Consider the following 17,597-nt stretch of genomic DNA (forward strand, 5'->3'; position numbering starts at 1 on the left):
AGCCGTGCTTGTCCCGCTGCTCGGCTTCGCGCTGGGCTTCCTGGCTTATGTGCTGCCGTTCGGGCAGATGTCCTTCTCTGGAGCGTGGCTGCTGATGCACCTTTTGCCGATCCTCATCAAGAGTAGCTACCTGATCGCCGCGACCCTGTTCCTGCTCGGCCTGCAACGTATGGCCTCTCCCAGGACCGCGCGTAGCGGCATCCGCTGGGCCGGCGCCGGCATGCTGATCGCCACGGTGGCCACGTTCTTCCTGCCGGAACTGCACAACGTGCCGCTGATCCTGGCAGCGCTGGCGATCGGCACCGGGGTGGCGTGGTGGTCGGCCAAGAAGGTGGCCATCACCGACATGCCGCAGATGGTGGCGCTGTACAACGGCATGGGCGGCGGCTCGGCGGCGGCGATCGGCGCGGTGGAGCTGCTGCGGTTTTCCTTCTTCGCCAATCGCGACACTGCGCACTGGAGCGCGCAGGCGATCGCCGAACTGGCGGCGCGGCGGCCGGACACCACCACGGTGATGCTGGCTGTGATCGGCTCGGCGATCGGGGCGGTGTCGTTGTCCGGCTCGATCATCGCCTGGGCCAAACTGGATGGCCGGCTCGACCGACGGGTGACCTTTCCCGGCCAGCAGGCGGTCAATCTGCTGGTGGCGCTGGCCGTCCTGGCACTCGGCATCTGGGCCGCCACCAGCCTGCAGCCGCTGGCGATCATCGCCTTCTTCGCCGTGGCGCTCGCGCTGGGCGTGTTGATGACGCTGCCGATCGGCGGTGCCGACATGCCGGTGGTGATTTCGCTCTACAACGCCTTTACCGGCCTGGCGGTGGCGTTTGAAGGCTATGTGCTGGGCAATGAGGCATTGATCATTGCCGGCATGATGGTGGGCGCGGCCGGCATCCTGCTGACTCGGTTGATGGCCAAGGCGATGAACCGGCCGATCAGCGGCGTGCTGTTTTCCAACTTCGGTGGCGGCGGGCAGGCGCAGGAGATCAGCGGCGCGCAAAAACCCATCGAGGCCAGCGATGTGGCCGCAATGATGGCCTTCGCCGAACGGGTGGTGATCGTGCCCGGCTACGGCATGGCGGTGGCGCAGGCGCAGCACAAGATCTGGGAGCTGGCGCAGCGGCTGATCGCGCGCGGTGTCAAGGTGAAGTTTGCGATCCACCCGGTCGCCGGGCGCATGCCCGGGCATATGAACGTGCTGCTGGCCGAAGCCGGCGTGCCGTACGACCTGATCGCCGACATGGACGACATCAATCCCGAGTTCGCCAGCACCGATGTGTCGCTGGTGATTGGCGCCAACGACGTGGTCAACCCGGTCGCCAAGACCGACCCGGCCAGCCCGATCTACGGCATGCCGATCCTGGACGTGGTCAATTCACGCAATACGGTGGTGATCAAGCGCGGCAAGGGCACCGGCTTTGCCGGCATCGAAAATGCGCTGTTCTACGCCGACAACACCCGCATGCTCTACGGCGACGGTGCCGAAGCGGCCAGCGCGCTGGTCAGCGAGCTAAAGGCGCTGGATGGGGGCGGGCATTGAGGCCTCGTACGACGGATGTCGCGGATGCACTTGAGAAGCCGATTGGTCGAGGGCGGTGTGCTCGCTGCCAAGTTCCTTGCAGCTGAGGCGCAGATCGGCAGCTCACGCGTGATCTATCCGCAATCTCCAGCCAGTCGCAAACAAGCTGCCGAGCTTTCGAATCGCAGCAGTGTCCAGAGGTAGTCCAACGCTCAGCTCGTCGAGGGCGCGGTGCCCTCGCCGCTTGCGGGACACGCCGTGAATCCGTCCTTGGAGGCTCCTTGGCGGCATCTATGCCGCCAAGGGTCCCGCAATCGGCGAGGACACCGCATCAGAGAGTTGGTCGGCTGCTTTCTTGAAAGCGTACTGCGGGTCTTGCGCTGCGCTATGCAAATGTAAAGTGTTTGGATTGCGTGTTGAAAGCCGGTCTGCTGCTCGGCTTGCGATGAGAAGGTGGTGAGAAGCTGGTCGACGCACAGTGGGCTGATCAGCGCACGTCATGCCCTGCTCGCAACCACATACACCGACCAGCTTGACTGGTCCTTGCCCGCCCACCCTCGCGGGACCTTTGGCGGCATGGATGCCGCCAAAGAGCTTACAAGGACGTACTTGCAGCGTGTCCCGCGAGGGTGGGCGGGTAAGGGCCCTGCAGCCAAGTCGCAGAGCTCCAGGCATCGCTGCGTCGGCACAATGAGCACGACAGTCTTCGAAGAACAGCGCCATCTGGATCTGTATGACCGAGGCATCCGCTTCAACGCATCGCTGCTTCGGCTACCGCGACAACTGCGCCTTGCTCAGCGCGCAGCCCACCACGCCACGAGCACCGCTGCGAAGTAACACAGCAGGTCGAACGCATTATTGGCCAGTTGCAGCAGGGTCCAGGCCAGGCGCGGGCCCATTTTCTGGGCGGAGGTCCACGGGTCCAGACCCAGCGATCCGCCCAGTTGCGCCGAGGCGATGCCCCAGTTGGCGCCGACGATGATCAATGCGGTGGTCGCCACCGCCACGCCGATACGCAACCTGCCGGCGCGCAATGTGCCCAGGCGCAGCATCCAGACCACTTCCAGTGCGACCAGTACCGCCATCCAGCCGGCCTGGTTGCCGAGCGCAAGGGCGATGAGCAGCCAGGCGATGAGGGCGGTGACGCTTCCCAGCAACAGGAGCGGGGGCCAGAGCCAGTGGGCGCTTCTGGCGGACGCGGAGGTGGGCGGCATTGGAGCTCCTGACAGTGCGCACATGATAGAGCGCATGCCGCACTTTGCGACGCACTGCATCGGCAGATGGAATGCAGCGTCGTTGAAGGGATTGGCGGCCAGCGGCGGCGGCGCCATCGCGGTCGGCTAGAATGGCCGACTTGCGCGCGTCCGGCGCGGCCCCATATCCAGCCCATGTACTCCCGTAGCAGCGAACCCGTCCAGTTCGAACGCGATTGCGATGCCGTCATGGTGCCGCAGGGCGATTCGGTGACCCTGCCCGCAGGCAGTTATGGCTATATCACCCAGGCCCTGGGTGGCAGCTACACGGTCTTTGTCGAAGGCAATCTGTTCCGCATTGCCGGCAAGGATGGCGATGCGATCGGCAAGGAGGCCCCGCCGGGGCTGGAATTGCCCGCCAACGCCAGCGACGAAGAAGTGGAAGCGCTGGTATGGCAGCAGTTGCGCACCTGCTTCGACCCGGAAATTCCGTTCAATATCGTCGATCTGGGCCTGGTCTACGAAGCGGTGGTCAGCCATCGCGAAGAGGACAACCAGCGTCGGGTGGACGTCAAGATGACGCTCACCGCGCCCGGCTGCGGCATGGGTGAGATCCTGGTCGACGACGTGCGCAGCAAGGTGGAAATGATCCCGACCATTGCCGAGGCCGATGTCGAGCTGGTGTTCGACCCGCCGTGGGGCCGGCATATGATGTCCGAAGCGGCCCGTCTCGAGACCGGCATGCTCTGATCGTCAGGCGCCATGTCCGCAGATGTGGCGCCGCGTCCTTTCGCCCGCCATACAGGAATCTTCCGGTGTCCGTGTCCTTCGCTTCCACCCGTTCTCCGTCGCCGCGCAGCGCCGACGAACTGTCCGTGATCCTGGCCGCGCCCGGTTTCGGGCTGCACTTCACCGACCACATGGTCGCCATTTCCTGGAACAACGAGCAGGGCTGGCACGACGCGCAAGTGCGTGCCTACGGCCCGCTGCAGTTGGACCCGGCCGCGTCGGTGCTGCATTACGGCCAGGAAATCTTCGAAGGCATCAAGGCTTACCGGCATGCCGATGGCTCGATCTGGACCTTCCGCCCGCAGTCCAACGGCGAACGCCTGCAGCGCTCGGCGCGTCGTCTGGCGCTGCCGGAATTGCCGGTAGACCTGTTTGTCGAATCGCTGCGCCAGCTGGTGGCCGTGGACGCCGGCTGGGTGCCGTCGGCGCCGGAGACCAGCCTGTATTTCCGCCCGTTCATGATCGCCGACGAGGCCTTTCTGGGCGTGCGCGCCGCGCACAAGGCGTCGTATTACGTGATCGCCAGTCCGGCCGGCCCGTACTTCGCCAAGGGCGTGGCGCCGGTGTCGATCTGGTTGTCCACCGAATACGCACGTGCGGCCAAGGGCGGCACCGGCGCGGCCAAGTGCGGCGGCAACTACGCCGCTTCGCTGCTGCCGCAGCAGAAAGCCTATGCGCAGGGCTGCTCGCAGGTGCTGTTTCTGGATCCGGTCGAAGGCAAGTACATCGAAGAACTGGGCGGCATGAACGTGTTCTTGGTCTACCAGGACGGCACCTTGGTGACCCCGGAACTGTCCGGCAGCATCCTGGAAGGCATTACCCGCGACAGCATCCTGCAGCTGGCGCGCGACCGCGGCATGCGCGTGGTCGAGCGCAAGGTGTCCATCGACGAATGGAAGCAGGGCGTGGCGTCGGGCGAGATTGTCGAAGTGTTTGCCTGCGGCACCGCTGCGGTGGTCACCCCGATCGGTGAGCTCAAGGGCGACGGTTTTGCGGTGGGCGATCTGTCCGCGCCGGCTGGCGAGGTGACCATGTCGCTGCGCCAGGAATTGACCGATATCCAGTACGGCCGCGTGCCGGACCGGCATGGCTGGTTGGTGCGCTTGTCCTGAGTCAGCGGTACAGCGTCAAAAACAGGCCTCTGCGCGTCAGCGCAGGGGCTTTTTTTTGCCTGCTGTGCAGCAGGGCGACATGCATCCCGTCAAAAAACTGTGGGAAGCGGACTGAGCAGACATGACGCTTGTCACAAAACTGATATTTAAGTTTCAAAAGTGTCGATTTCGTATTGTCCAGTCTGGTTGGAGTGGGATAGGTTCGCTGAACGGATCAATAACAGGGGATTGATTCGGGGACTCGGCGCCGACCTATGCAGGCGGTGCCGGATTACACCGCCAAGGCGGTTCTCTTTGATTTGGAAGGGAATTCGATGTCGAACGAGTCATTCCGCAAGCGTCCTCGCACGCTTACCGTCCTGGGCGCCACCGCGCTGACCTCCCTGTTGCTGGCAACACCTGCGTTTGCCGGTGAGGTCTACCTGGACGGTCTTGCCACTGCCCAGACCCACCAGAAATTCATCGTGACCTACAAGGACGGCAGCACTGCGCTGGCCAGTCCCACTGTGCTGAGCACCTCGCTGCGCACCGCCGCACGCGCGGTTCCGGCCAAGGCCGGCAAGGCGCTGGGTCTGAACGCGGTGCGCCGTCTGGCGCTGGGGCCCGAGCTGATCAAGGCCGACCGCGCGCTGGACCGTGCCGAGGCCGAGACCCTGATGCGTCAACTGGCCGCCGACCCGAACGTGCAGAGCGTGGAAGTCGACCAGATCCTGCGCGCCACGCTGACCCCGAACGACACCCGGCTGTCCGAGCAGTGGGGCTTTGGCACCACCAATGCCGGCCTCAACATCCGTCCGGCCTGGGACAAGGCCACCGGGACCGGCGTCGTGGTGGCGGTGATCGATACCGGCATCACCACGCATGCCGACCTCAGCGCCAATATCCTGCCCGGCTACGACTTCATCAGCGACGCGACGGCTGCGCGCGATGGCAATGGCCGCGACAGCAACCCTGCAGACGAGGGCGACTGGTATGCCGCCAACGAGTGCGGCACCGGGATTCCGGCCTCCAACTCGAGCTGGCACGGCACCCATGTGGCCGGCACGGTCGCTGCGGTGACCAACAACAGCACCGGCGTGGCCGGTACCGCCTACAACGCCAAGGTCGTGCCGGTGCGCGTGCTCGGCAAGTGCGGCGGCTCGTTGTCGGACATCTCCGACGCCATCGTGTGGGCGTCGGGCGGCAGCGTCAGCGGCATTCCGGCCAACGCCAACCCGGCCGAGGTCATCAACATGTCGCTCGGTGGTGGCGGTGCCTGTTCGACCACCATGCAGAACGCCATCAGCGGTGCGGTGTCGCGCGGCACCACCGTGGTGGTGGCGGCCGGCAACAGCTCGGCCAACGTGTCCGGCTCGCTGCCGGCCAACTGCGCCAACGTGATCGCGGTGGCGGCCACCACCTCGGCGGGTGCCAAGGCCAGCTATTCCAACTTCGGCGCCGGCATCGATGTATCCGCGCCGGGCTCGGCGATCCTGTCCACGCTCAATAGCGGCACCACCACCCCGGGCAATGCCAGCTACGCGTCCTACAACGGCACCTCGATGGCGGCGCCGCATGTGGCCGGCGTGGTCGCGCTGGTGCAGTCGGTCGCGCCGACCGCGCTCACTCCGGCAGCGGTGGAAACCTTGCTGAAGAACACCGCACGCGCGTTGCCGGGTGCCTGTTCCGGCGGTTGCGGTGCCGGCATCGTCAATGCCGACGCCGCGGTGACGGCTGCCATCAGCGGCAGCAACGGTGGTGGCGGTGGCGGAACCGGCAACACGCTGACCAACGGCACGCCGGTCACCGGCCTGGGCGCGTCCAGCGGTGCGGAGCTGAACTACACCATCGCCGTTCCCGCCGGCAGCGGCACGCTCACCGTGGCGATCAGCGGCGGCACCGGCGATGCAGACCTGTACGTGCGCGCCGGCAGTGCACCGACCGACACCACCTACGCCTGCCGTCCGTACCTCAGCGGCAATACCGAAACCTGCAACATCAGCGTGCCCTCCGGCACGTATTACGTGCGGGTCAAGGCGTACAGCACGTTCTCTGGCGTGACCTTGAGCGCCAGCTACTAAACGTTGCCGTTCGACGCTGTTGCGCTGTCTGGCCGCGTGGCCAGGCAGCGCTGTCCCAGCGCGACACCTCATCTGCGATGTCCGCCCACGTCTGCCGTTTCGGCAGGCGCAGGCAGGGCATTGCCGCTCGGCCGGAATGGACACCGGTCAGTCGTTTCGACGGGCGCCAGCGCCCGTTTCGTCCGGCCCGATCCGCGGTGTTGCGGCAAGGGCTCGGTCATCTCGCCGCAGCTGCGGCACTTCTACTTCTTGAGGAACGATCGATGTCCAATGTGTCGCAACGTCGTGCACCTGCACGCGCACTGGTAGTGCTGGGTGTTTCCGCGCTGACCTCCCTGCTGGCCGTGCCGGCGTTTGCCGGTCAGGTCAATCTGTCCGGTCTGGAATCGCAGCCCACGCTGGACCGCTTCATCGTCAAGTACAAGGACGGCAGCAGCCCGACAGTGAGCCCGACGTCGATGCGCGCATCGCTCAATTCGGTCGCCTCCGCCGTGCCGGCCCGCGCCGGTCGCGCGCTGGGTCTGAGCCACGTGCGCCGCACCGCGCTGGGGTCGGAAGTGCTCAAGGCCAGCCGTGGCCTGGACCGTGCCGAAGCCGAGACGCTGATGCGCCGCATCGCCGCCGATCCGAGCGTGGACTACGTGGAAATCGATCAGATCATGTATCCGACGCTGACCCCGAACGACACGCGGCTGTCCGAGCAGTGGGGCTTCGGCACCACCGCATCCAGCATCAACGTGCGTCCGGCCTGGGACACCGCCACCGGCACCGGCGTGGTGGTGGCGGTGATCGACACCGGCATTACCAGCCACCCGGATCTCAATGCCAACGTGCTGCCGGGCTACGACTTCATCAGCGATGCCACGCGAGCGCGCGACAACAACGGCCGCGACAACAATCCGGCTGACCAGGGCGACTGGAGCACGGCCAACCAGTGCTTCTCGGGTTCGCCGGCCTCCAACTCAAGCTGGCACGGCACCCACGTGGCCGGCACGATCGCCGCAGTCACCAACAACAACACCGGCGTGGCAGGCACCGCATTCAACGCGCGCATCGTGCCGGTTCGCGCGTTGGGCCGGTGTGGCGGCTCCACCTCCGATATCGCCGACGCCATCGTGTGGGCCTCCGGCGGCACGGTGTCCGGCGTACCGGCCAACGCCAATCCGGCCGAGGTGATCAACATGTCGCTGGGCGGCAACGGCACCTGTTCCAGCACCTACCAGAACGCCATCAACGGTGCGGTCTCGCGCGGTACCACGGTGGTGGTGGCGGCCGGCAACAGCAATGCCAACGTGGCCAACTTCACCCCGGCCAGCTGCGCCAACGTGATCTCGGTGGCGTCGATCACCTCGGCCGGTGCGCGTTCGAGCTTCTCCAACTTCGGCACCACCATCGACATCTCCGGCCCGGGCTCGGCGATCCTGTCGACCTTGAACAGCGGCACCACCACGCCGGGCACCGCCAGCTACGCGTCCTACAACGGCACCTCGATGGCGGCCCCGCACGTGGCCGGCGTGGTTGCGCTGGTCCAATCGGCGGCCAGCCGTCCGCTGACGCCGGCGGCGGTGGAAACCCTGCTGAAGAACACCGCACGTCCGTTGCCGGGCGCCTGCTCGGGCGGCTGCGGCGCCGGTATCGTCAACGCGGCGGGTGCGGTCAGCCAGACTCCGTAAGGCGAAGGCAAGGCGCGATGCCGGACTGACCGTCGGCATCGACGTCGGGCCGGCCCCGACGCAGCTGTCGGTGTTTTGAATCCTGCACTGCCCCGCTTCGGCGGGGCAGTGTGCGTTTGGGCATAGGCCACGACTGGGCGTCGGCCAACCGGCGGCGGCAATGGCTGAACAAAGCGCATGGAGCAGCCTTGCTGCCGCTTCAGCCCCGCAAACGGCGCGCCGATAGCCACCGCACGTGAGGCATGGCCGTGTGCAACCGCCCCACGATCAGGCAGTGCGCGTCGCAGAGGGCGTCAGCGCGTTGTCTTCCGAATTTTCAGCTCCTTGGGGAGGGTTGATCCATGTCGCATGTCTCGGTTGGTGTGCTGCGCCACGCTGCGTTTGTCTGTGCGTTGTCCTGCACGTTTTATGCCACTGCCGGCGAGGTCAGCCTGCAAGGGCTGGCGTCCAGTTCCACCCATCAACGTTTCATCGTCAGCTACAAGGACCGTGTCGGCAGCAGCCGTGCGACCGGCCTGTCTGCGCCGTGGCGCGAGATCGCCCGCGCCGTGCCTGCACAGCGCGGGCGCGCGCTGGGGTTGTCCGCCACGCGCCGGCTCAGCACTGGCCCGATGCTGTTGGTGGCCGATCGCAAACTGGATCGCGTGGATGCGGAAAGCCTGATGCGGCGCCTTGCCGCCGACCCGGCCGTCAAGCGTGTGGAAGTGGACGTGTTGATGCGCGCCTTGCTGGTGCCCAACGATCCCGGCGTGCCGCAGCAGTGGGCGATGGGCACCAGCACCGCCGGTCTCAACATCCGGCCGGCATGGGACCGCACCACCGGCAAGGGCATCGTGGTGGCGGTGATCGATACCGGCATCACCAAGCATCCGGATCTGGACGCCAATGTGCTGCCCGGCTACGACTTCATCGTCGACCCGGCGACGGCGCGCGACGGCAATGCGCGCGACGCCAATGCCGCCGACCAGGGCGACTGGACGGCGGCAAACGAATGCGGGCCCGGTGCGTCCGCCTCCAGCTCCAGCTGGCATGGCACACATGTGGCCGGCATCGTGGCGGCGGTCGGCAACAATGCAGGCGGCGTGGTCGGCACGGCGTTCAATGCCAAGTTGCTGCCGCTGCGCGTATTGGGCCGCTGCGGCGGGTACATGTCCGATATCGCCGATGCGATCGTCTGGGCATCGGGCGGCAAGGTCACCGGTGTGCCGGCCAATCCGAATCCGGCCACGGTGATCAATCTGTCGCTGGGTGGTGCGGGAAATTGTTCGACAACGCTGAGCACGGCCATCGCCGGTGCGGTGACGCGGGGTAGCTCGGTGGTGGTGGCGGCAGGCAACAGCAATATGGATGTGGCCACCAGCGTGCCGGCCAATTGCCCGAACGTGATCGCCGTGGCGGCCACCACCTCGGCGGGCGCCAAGGCCAGCTTCTCCAACTTCGGCAAAGGCGTGGATATTGCAGCGCCGGGGCAGGCCATCGTCTCCACGCTCAACAGCGGCACCACGGTGCCGGGGAATGCGGCGTATGCGTCTTACAGCGGCACCTCGATGGCTGCACCGCATGTGGCAGGTGTGGTGGCGCTGATGCAGTCGGTGGCACTGAATCCGCTCACGCCGGCCATGGTGAAAGCCCTGCTCAAAAGTAGCGCCCGGCCGTTGCCGGTTGCCTGCACGCAGGGGTGCGGTGCGGGGCTGGTCAATGCCGATGGCGCGGTGGCGGCGGTGATCGCGTCGACCACCTTGAACAGGAATGTGGCACGTACCGGTTTGAGTGCAGCGCAGTCGGACGTGCTGTATTACAAGATCAACGTGCCGGCCGGTACGCGCTCGCTCAAGGTGGCGCTCAACGGGGGCAGCGGCAATGCGGATCTGTCGCTACGCGCAGCTGCACTGCCCACCGACACCGCCTACAACTGCCGCAGCCTGCTGCCGGGCAATGCCGACAGCTGCACATTGAACGCACCGGCGGCCGGCACGTATTACGTGCGGTTGAAGGCAACGCTGGCGTTTTCAGGGGTCAGCGTTACGGCGACGTACTGAGCATCGCGGGAGCACGGCTCCCGATGCGGGCTTAAGACCGCCGACACACCGGCTGCGCTTACCACCAGGTGGGCGTGGCCGATGCTGGGTGCGGGATGTACCACGCCTACGTTCCGGTGCTGAGCATGCCGTCCATGCGGACCTGACGGGTGCGCTACGGTTTGTTGGCCGCTGTTACTCGCACAGCACGCAAGCCCGTGCAGTGAGGGCCTGCAGCAGCTGCGCGCCGGGCAATTCCAGCAGCAAGCCACGCTGGCCGGCATTGATCCACAGTGCCGGTGCGTCCAGCGCGGTGGCTTCGATCAGCACCGGCGCCTGCCGCTGCTGACCGAGCGGGCTGATACCGCCCACTTTGTAGCCGGTGCGGCGTTCGGCATCCGCCACGTCCATCATGCGAGCGGACTTTCCGCCGCATGCGCTGGCCAGTTGTTTCAGCGACAGGCGCCGGTTGCAGGGAATGACTGCACACACGGCCAGGTCGTCGACCCAGGCCATCAATGTTTTCAGTACCGTCTGCGGTGCCAGCCCAAGCGCGTTTGCCGCCTGCAGGCCTTTGGCGTCTGCGTCGGGTTGATAGTCGTAAGGGTGCAGCCCGTAGGCCACGCCGGCAGCGTCCAATGCCTTGGTCGCGCGAGTGGCCTTGCTCATGACCTCAGAGCGATTCGAAACGGTTGGCAGCGACGTTCTTGCGCACCTGTTCCGGATTCCAGATCCGCCCGTTCATGGCGATATACACGCCGGCCGGCAGCGACTGCACCGCACCGACCGCACAACCGATATTGAACTCCGCATCCGAGCCGCGGAAACGCGCCGGGTTGAGCGCGCCGGTCATCACGATGGTCTTGTCGGCGATCGACTGCAGCACCTTGCCGGTTGCCACCATCGAATCGGTGCCATGGGTGATCAACACGTGGCGGGTCGGTTGGGCGGCAATGGTGGCGCGGATCAGCTCGCGATCAGCCTCGGTGATGTGCAACGAATCCTTGCGGATGATCGGAATGACCGAGAAGCGGAAGGTCACGCCCAGCTCCTTGAGGATCTGGCCAATCTGCGGGTCGCCGATCTGGTAGTCGGATTTGTCGTCGAAGTAGATCTTGTCGATCGTGCCACCGGTGGTGACGATCAGGAGGTCTTCCATTGCTGCGGATCCTGTAGGGCCGGCACGGTGCGGGCCGCGCAAGGCCGTCATGATACGGCCCCGGCCGGCGCCCTGCAGGGCGCTGCATCAGCAGTGCAAGGCACCCCAATTGGATGAGGTTGTCATGATGTGGCTACCCACCGCAGTGATGCAGTTGGATGGGCGCCTGTACAAAGTCCGTGCTTGCTATGCAAGCACGGACTCCTTGTGTCACACACTTCAGGTCACGCAAACACGCCGAGGGTGCAAGGCCGGACGTATGACGGCCGAGTGCCCAGACGCGATGCGATCAGTTCACCCACGGGCGAACATACTGGCATCCATAGGCTCTGTACTCGGGAAGATAGCCTTGCGTGATGATGGGTGCTCCCGAGTATTGGTAGATCTTGCGGCCTTGATAACTGCTTGCAAAGTAATTGGCTGGCAACGTCACCTTGCCAAGGGGAATCGCAAGCACGCCCAGATACTTCGTTCGGCCAATGCGTTCGCTCACCAAAACCGCTGTTCCGCCCTTGAATCCTACATGGGGCGTACATTCGGTCGATTCGGAGCGTTCGTTGCACTCGGTCCAGCTATGGCTGGCACTTCCGCTCAGTGACAATCCTGGGATTTTCATCGGTAGCTCCCAGTCTGCGCCGATACCGAATTCGGTACTCCGGCACGTGCCAACGGTGGAGGACTTGGTGCTGGCGCTGCAGCTTCCGTTGGTCGAGCTGAAGCAAGTGGACCAATTCTTGAAATCGCCGTCTTCATAGAACGCCTTTTGCGTCTTGCCGACCCAACCATTGAATAACTCGATATCCTTCGCATGGATGGTTGCGGCATTGGCGCAACTGCTTGCGAACAAAACAGCCGCCGCAACAATCAACCAAGTGGTTTTGAATGTTTTATTCAGCATTTTTCAACTCCGTTGAGAATGATAAGTTTTTGAATATTTGAGCGTGCGCACGGCTTAGGCCGGAGGGCTTTAAGTCATTGGGGATGCACCTTGAGTGATTTAGCGGCTTAACGACGTACGCATTCCATCCAGATCAGGCGGCGACACCGTTCATGACCGGCGACCACGATGATGTGGTGTCATGCACTTCCCCCTCGTTCACGGTGAAAGCAGTCCTACGAGCCGCGTGCCTTGGTCAACGCGGCAAAACTTTGTATTTCCGATTGGGATGCCTGTGGACGGGACACGGCTGCGGCAAGTTTGGATCTGAGTGGCGGAGTCAGCTCCACATCTCCGCTGCGCACCGAATTGAGCGTTTCCATTACCAACGGATTGCTCGGGTTATGCGAAAGATAGTTTGTGGCTGCCTCTGCAGCCGCCTCTGGGGAAGACAGGCGATAGACTTTTTGAGCGGCGATGGCGCGCACGGTGTCGTCGCCATCGCCTCTGATCAGGGACTCCAATTGCGACAGTGCGCTTTGTCGAAGCGCGGCACCTTCGATGGAGGTGTCCTGTTCCAGGGTCCCGATGAAGTTCAGTGCTGAAATCGACGGATAGTCGCTATTGCTGCGCTCGCCTAGCGAGGAAATCGCATCGGCCAGGATGTTAGGAGAAGCAGTGCCGGGCATGTTGGCATATGTCATGTACATGCCCCGATACAGTGTCTTGTCCTTGCTTTGCCAAATGCGGTTTGCCTCGGTAACCAGCATCTCCCTGCCGGTTGCGTTAAGCACCAGCATGTTGCCAAGTTCGTCCCGGAGCATGTCATCAGGCATCTTGCTGAGGTAGTCTGAAACGGCAAGCTTCGCTTTGGGATCGGCCTCAATGCTTGCAACCAGACGTGCCGCGAACGCGCTGCGCTGTGCATCGGAGAGCGATGGGTCGGACACTAGGCGCTCGAAATACTCCTTGACCCGGGATGCGATCTCGTCAGCAGAAAAGATGCCTTCATCCTGCGATGGCAGTGGATTTTCAGAGGTCAGGGCACGCGCATCGGTGGCGGGTGGCGAAAAATAATTGCGTGAAGAAGGAGCTTTTTTACTCAAGGAATTTTCGCTGGTTGAATTGCCGTATTTCCCATTGGGTGAAGGGGTGCCGGAGTAACTGTATATTGCTATGCAGGCGATCACGCTGCCGATAGCGAAGAATAAAAGATTTCGGCGTCGCGGTGTGTATTGGTGCATCGTTGAATGTCCCAGGAAGAGTGGGGTGCTCGGTTATAATCGCGCAGTTCGTGCCGGATAGTGATTGAGGTTGGCAAGTAAAACGGGACTACGACGGCGTGATTTATTCCGTCGTTACAGATTCACATTTCTACGAAAGGCAGTGCGTAGTTAAGTTGATGCGGGTGCCGCCCTGCGTCGCAAACGTACTGGTGCCTTTGATTGGCTACGTGTCATCGACTGACACTGTGTGTCGCTGCGCTAAAGATTCAGGCAAAGATTAAAATTAGATAGTTTGTTTAAATAAGACTACGTTGCCAGGCCGTTTTGCGGGTATTTATTGGTCTCTAGATGTGGTCATGTCTCCTGTGGCGATAGCCGGTTGGACAGGAGAATATGTGACCTTTTTAACGAAGCATTAAGCCAGTGGCTTTGAGTGTTGTGGAATCGATCTATTCCGTGTTGCGAGAATGTATTGGGGATCCGCACAGAAAGACAAACTCTGTTTTGTAGGAGTGGTCTCTAATATTTTCTTTATCTCTAATGATTCGGAGATGGATGTGTCGGCAAAAAATTAACGTCGTGTTTTTAAAAAAACCACGGTGTTTGGCGATTCGGCCCACCAAGGGCAGTCTGGCGCTAGTGCCAATGATCAACATCAACGCCTGGCGCGCTTGCCGGTGACTGGTGGTGGCGTGCAACAGCGCCCGCCCGCCGCTTGGCAACGGGGGTGTTCCAGTACGTTGAGTGCCCGCGTGTCGCTTGCGGTTAGGGTGTCGGGCGGCGCTTACCGAAGCGCGCGGCAACGCCGGGCCCGCTGACCAGCCCGATGACCAATAGCGCCAGCAGCAGTTCCAGCCACGCCAGCCCACGGACGTGGGGCTGGCTCCAGGCCGCCATCACGCCGTGACTGAACCAGCCCAGCGCAAAGGTGCCGGCCCAGAAGCGGGCACGGGCACTGCGCACGGCCAGCACGCCGGTCAGTGCCGGCGGCAGCGCGAAGACCAGCAAGGCGGCGGTGCGATGCGGGTCGTCGTGAAACCAGATCACGTACACCACCGCCAGCGCCAGCAGCGCAAGCGTCAGCAGCCAATGCACGGCGCGCAGGCTCACGGCGTGGCGAGCCGGCGCGCGATGTCGGCCACGCGGCGGCCGAGCGCGCGCGCCAGCAGGGTTTCGTCCTCGCTGGGTTGCGGGTCGCCAGCGGCGCCGGACACATGGCTGGCGCCGTACGGAGTGCCGCCACTGGTGGTGTGGCTGAGCGCGGCCTCGGTAAACGGGATGCCGACGATCAGGCAACCGTGGTGCAGCAACGGCAGGTGCATCGACAGCAGGGTGGATTCCTGGCCGCCATGCATCGATGCGGTGGAGGTGAACACGCCTGCCGGCTTGCCGGCCAGGGTGCCGGTGGCCCATTCGGCGCCCAGGCTGTCGAGGAAGTGTTTCATCGGTGCGGCCATGTTGCCGAAGCGGGTCGGGCTGCCCAGCAGCAGGCCGCTGCATTCGGCCAGATCGACGCGGTCCACATACGGCGCGCCTTCGTCAGGCACCGGTGGGGCGCTGGTCTGGGTGACCGCAGCCACCGGCGGCACCGTGCGCAGCCGCGCATTCATGCCCGGCACCTCGCCGATGCCGCGCGCGATCTGCCGCGCCAGCCGCGCCACCGAGCCGCCGCGGCTGTAATACAGCACCAGAATCTCCGCCATCGTGCCTCTGCCGCCTGTTGAGTTGCCGCAGTATCGGCCATGCCGCCGCCTGCCTGCACGCCGCAGGTGCGACAAGGCCGCGATGACGGCGCATCGGGTACCCTTGCGCGATGTCGCGTGTGAACAAACTCCACCAATGGAAAGAGCGTCTGCGCGATCGCGCGCGGACGGTGAGCTTCGGGCGCTTTCTGTGGCGCCGCTTTCTGGACGACCGCCTGTTCCAGGCAGCGGCCTCGCTGGCCTACACCACGGTGTTTGCGCTGGTGCCGCTGGCCATCGTGGTGTTCGGCGTATTGTCGGCGTTTCCTGCATTCAACGAGTGGAAGGACGCGCTCACCGACTTCATCTTCAACAATTTCGTGCCCGGCGCCGCGCGCTCGGTGCAGAACTATCTCAACCGCTCGCTCGAGGATCTGGGCAAGTTCACCGTCGCCGGTATGGTGGCGCTGGTGGCCTCGTTGCTGATCACCCTGCACAGCATCGAGCAGACCTTCAACAGCATCTGGCGGGTGGCTGCCGCGCGGCCCAAGGTGACGCGGTTCTTGATTTACTGGACCGTGCTGACCCTGGGCACGATGCTCGCCGCCGCCTCGATGGCGATGGCGGCCTACGTGTTCGCGCTGCCGCTGTTCCGCACCACCGAAGGCCAGTGGCTGGCCGAATTCGCCTGGCGGCTGGCACCGATGGCGGTGGAGTTCGTCTGCATCGTGCTGATCTACCGCGTGGTGCCGCAGCATGCGGTGCGCCTGCGGCACGCGCTGCCTGGCGCGCTGCTGGCGGTGATCCTGATGGAAATCGTCAAGTGGGGCTTCGGCTTCTATCTGGGCAATTTCCAGACCTATCAGCGCATCTACGGCGCGCTGTCGGCGCTGCCGATCCTGCTGCTGTGGATTTATCTGAGCTGGGTGTCGGTGTTGCTGGGCGCGTCGCTGGCGTCGTCGATGTCCGCATTCCGCTATCAGCCCGAAGCCATGCGCCTGCCGCCGGGCTTCGAAATTTATGGCCTGCTGCGCCTGCTCGGCCGGTTCCGGCAGGCGCGCATCCACGGCAATGGCCTGGACGAAGACCGCATCCTGGCGCTGGAGCCGATGCTCACCGACACGCTGATGCAGGAGCTGCTGTGCGAGCTCAAACGCATCCGCCTGCTGCGGCGCGACGAACGCGGCCAATGGCTGCTGGCGCGCGATCTGGACGTGGTGCCAATGGCCGAACTCTACGAAAACTGCCAGCTGCGCGTGCCGATCGAAGACCGCCCGCTGCCGTGCCGCGACGATGCCTACGGCCAGGCCGCCGCCGCCGCGCTGGAACAATTGCGTCAACCGTTGCGCGGCGTTCTGGCGCAACCGGTCGGCGACCTCTACACCCACCTCCCCGGAGATCCCCTATGACGATGCGTCTTGTGCGCGGCGCATGCGCGCTGCTGTTGCCGCTATTGATCCTGACCGCCTGCAAGCCTACCGGCGAGGGCACCCCCGCTGCAGCCGATTCGGCGGCTGCGCCTGCCGCAACCACCCAGACACCCGAAAAACCCGCCGCTGACCCGGCAAGCGCGGCCAATACCTCGGTGGTGCAGCAGACCGCCGAGATGCCCAAGCTGTCGCTGCCCACGGTGTCGGGAGAGACCTACGACCTGGCCGCGCATCGCGGCAAGTGGGTGGTGGTCAACTTCTGGGCCACCTGGTGCGCGCCTTGCCTGAAGGAAATGCCGGAGCTGTCGGCACTGCACACCATGCGCGACAGCGTCGAAGTGGTCGGCCTTGCCTATGAAGACATCACCGCCGCCGACATGCAGGCGTTTTTGAAGGATCACCCGGTGTCTTACCCGGTGGCGATCCTGGACCCGTATCAGCCGCCGCAGGACTTCGCCACGCCACGCGGCTTGCCAATGACCTATTTGATCGGCCCGGACGGCAAGGTCGCCAAGCAGTTCCTCGGCCCGGTCACCGCCCGCGACATCGAGGCGGCGGTCGGCATCACCGGCAAGGCAGGGTGATGCAGGCGGCGCGCTTTGTGGTCAGCGGGACAGTGCAGGGCGTGTGGTACCGCGCCTCCACCCGCGAGCGCGCGCTTGCGCTGGGTGTGTACGGCCACGCCCGCAACCAGCCGGACGGCAGCGTGGAGGTGGTCGCCGTCGGCAGCCAGGCCGCACTGGATGCGTTGGAAACCTGGCTGTGGCAAGGCCCGCCAGCGGCGCAGGTGACGTCGGTGACACGCACGGCGTGCGCGGTTCCGCCGACTGAAGAATTTGTAACTGGCTGAGTGCGTGCCGCC

The 17,597-nt window shown here is 64.4% G+C and carries 16 protein-coding genes; 9 read left to right on the forward strand and 7 right to left on the reverse strand.

Features of this window, described 5'->3' with window-relative positions; all coding sequences use genetic code 11:
- Positions 1-94: 94 nt before the first annotated feature.
- Positions 95-1,537: an NAD(P)(+) transhydrogenase (Re/Si-specific) subunit beta gene (locus tag ABQU90_RS01120; RefSeq protein ID WP_407078658.1), complete on the forward strand. Its 1,443-nt coding sequence runs from the start codon at positions 95-97 to the stop codon at positions 1,535-1,537.
- Between the two features lie 773 nt (positions 1,538-2,310).
- On the opposite strand, the gene ABQU90_RS01125 is transcribed toward ABQU90_RS01120, so the two are convergent.
- Positions 2,311-2,730, reverse strand: coding sequence for a hypothetical protein (locus ABQU90_RS01125; protein ID WP_115553153.1), 420 nt, complete (start codon positions 2,728-2,730; stop codon positions 2,311-2,313).
- Between the two features lie 174 nt (positions 2,731-2,904).
- Between ABQU90_RS01125 and sufT the strand changes: the two genes are divergently transcribed.
- The 5 genes from sufT to ABQU90_RS01150 all read left to right on the forward strand — a co-directional run bounded on the left by sufT (position 2,905) and on the right by ABQU90_RS01150 (position 10,382).
- Complete coding sequence (sufT, locus tag ABQU90_RS01130; protein WP_011260066.1) at positions 2,905-3,459, forward strand: putative Fe-S cluster assembly protein SufT; 555 nt, start codon at positions 2,905-2,907, stop codon at positions 3,457-3,459.
- A 65-nt stretch (positions 3,460-3,524) separates the two neighbouring features.
- Entirely contained in the window at positions 3,525-4,610 is a 1,086-nt protein-coding gene (locus ABQU90_RS01135) for a branched-chain amino acid aminotransferase (RefSeq protein ID WP_115512432.1), read from the forward strand.
- A 314-nt stretch (positions 4,611-4,924) separates the two neighbouring features.
- Positions 4,925-6,670, forward strand: coding sequence for a S8 family peptidase (locus tag ABQU90_RS01140; RefSeq protein WP_115514444.1), 1,746 nt, complete (start codon positions 4,925-4,927; stop codon positions 6,668-6,670).
- A 263-nt stretch (positions 6,671-6,933) separates the two neighbouring features.
- Entirely contained in the window at positions 6,934-8,343 is a 1,410-nt protein-coding gene (locus tag ABQU90_RS01145) for a S8 family peptidase (RefSeq protein ID WP_323521751.1), read from the forward strand.
- Between the two features lie 341 nt (positions 8,344-8,684).
- Positions 8,685-10,382, forward strand: a complete 1,698-nt coding sequence (locus ABQU90_RS01150; protein WP_323521753.1) for a S8 family peptidase — start codon at positions 8,685-8,687, stop codon at positions 10,380-10,382.
- A 174-nt stretch (positions 10,383-10,556) separates the two neighbouring features.
- Here ABQU90_RS01150 and ybaK read toward each other — a convergent pair whose 3' ends face one another.
- From ybaK to wrbA, 6 genes are all read right to left on the reverse strand, one after another.
- Positions 10,557-11,030 carry a Cys-tRNA(Pro) deacylase gene (ybaK, locus tag ABQU90_RS01155; protein WP_323521754.1) on the reverse strand — a complete coding sequence of 158 codons (474 nt, stop codon included), beginning with the start codon at positions 11,028-11,030 and terminating at the stop codon, positions 10,557-10,559.
- 4 nt (positions 11,031-11,034) lie between these two features.
- On the reverse strand, positions 11,035-11,520 hold the full coding sequence (locus tag ABQU90_RS01160) for an asparaginase domain-containing protein (RefSeq protein WP_055851295.1): 486 nt from the start codon (positions 11,518-11,520) through the stop codon (positions 11,035-11,037).
- A 289-nt stretch (positions 11,521-11,809) separates the two neighbouring features.
- Entirely contained in the window at positions 11,810-12,418 is a 609-nt protein-coding gene (locus tag ABQU90_RS01165) for a hypothetical protein (protein WP_323521755.1), read from the reverse strand.
- A gap of 215 nt (positions 12,419-12,633) precedes the next feature.
- Positions 12,634-13,641 (reverse strand): hypothetical protein, encoded by a 1,008-nt coding sequence (locus ABQU90_RS01170; RefSeq protein ID WP_323521756.1) that lies wholly within the window; start codon positions 13,639-13,641, stop codon positions 12,634-12,636.
- Positions 13,642-14,388: 747 nt separating this feature from the next.
- Entirely contained in the window at positions 14,389-14,733 is a 345-nt protein-coding gene (locus ABQU90_RS01175; RefSeq protein WP_323521757.1) for a DUF2069 domain-containing protein, read from the reverse strand.
- Positions 14,730-15,326: an NAD(P)H:quinone oxidoreductase gene (gene wrbA / locus ABQU90_RS01180; protein WP_104614973.1), complete on the reverse strand. Its 597-nt coding sequence runs from the start codon at positions 15,324-15,326 to the stop codon at positions 14,730-14,732. The genes ABQU90_RS01175 and wrbA overlap by 4 nt, the downstream gene beginning before the upstream one ends.
- Positions 15,327-15,436: 110 nt before the next feature.
- On the opposite strand from wrbA, the gene ABQU90_RS01185 reads away from it, so the two are divergent.
- Genes ABQU90_RS01185 through ABQU90_RS01195 form a run of 3 tightly spaced genes read left to right on the forward strand, consistent with a single transcriptional unit; the run spans position 15,437 to position 17,585 of the window.
- A complete protein-coding gene (locus ABQU90_RS01185) occupies positions 15,437-16,714 on the forward strand; it encodes a YihY family inner membrane protein (protein WP_228324032.1) in 1,278 nt (425 codons plus the stop codon).
- Positions 16,711-17,319 (forward strand): TlpA family protein disulfide reductase, encoded by a 609-nt coding sequence (locus tag ABQU90_RS01190; protein WP_104614975.1) that lies wholly within the window; start codon positions 16,711-16,713, stop codon positions 17,317-17,319. Before ABQU90_RS01185 ends, ABQU90_RS01190 begins: the two co-directional genes overlap by 4 nt.
- Entirely contained in the window at positions 17,319-17,585 is a 267-nt protein-coding gene (locus ABQU90_RS01195; RefSeq protein ID WP_115553115.1) for an acylphosphatase, read from the forward strand. The genes ABQU90_RS01190 and ABQU90_RS01195 overlap by 1 nt, the downstream gene beginning before the upstream one ends.
- Positions 17,586-17,597 lie beyond the last annotated feature (12 nt).

The sequence above is a fragment of the Xanthomonas sp. WHRI 10207 genome (assembly GCF_040202975.1).
Classification (GTDB): Bacteria; Pseudomonadota; Gammaproteobacteria; order Xanthomonadales; family Xanthomonadaceae; genus Xanthomonas.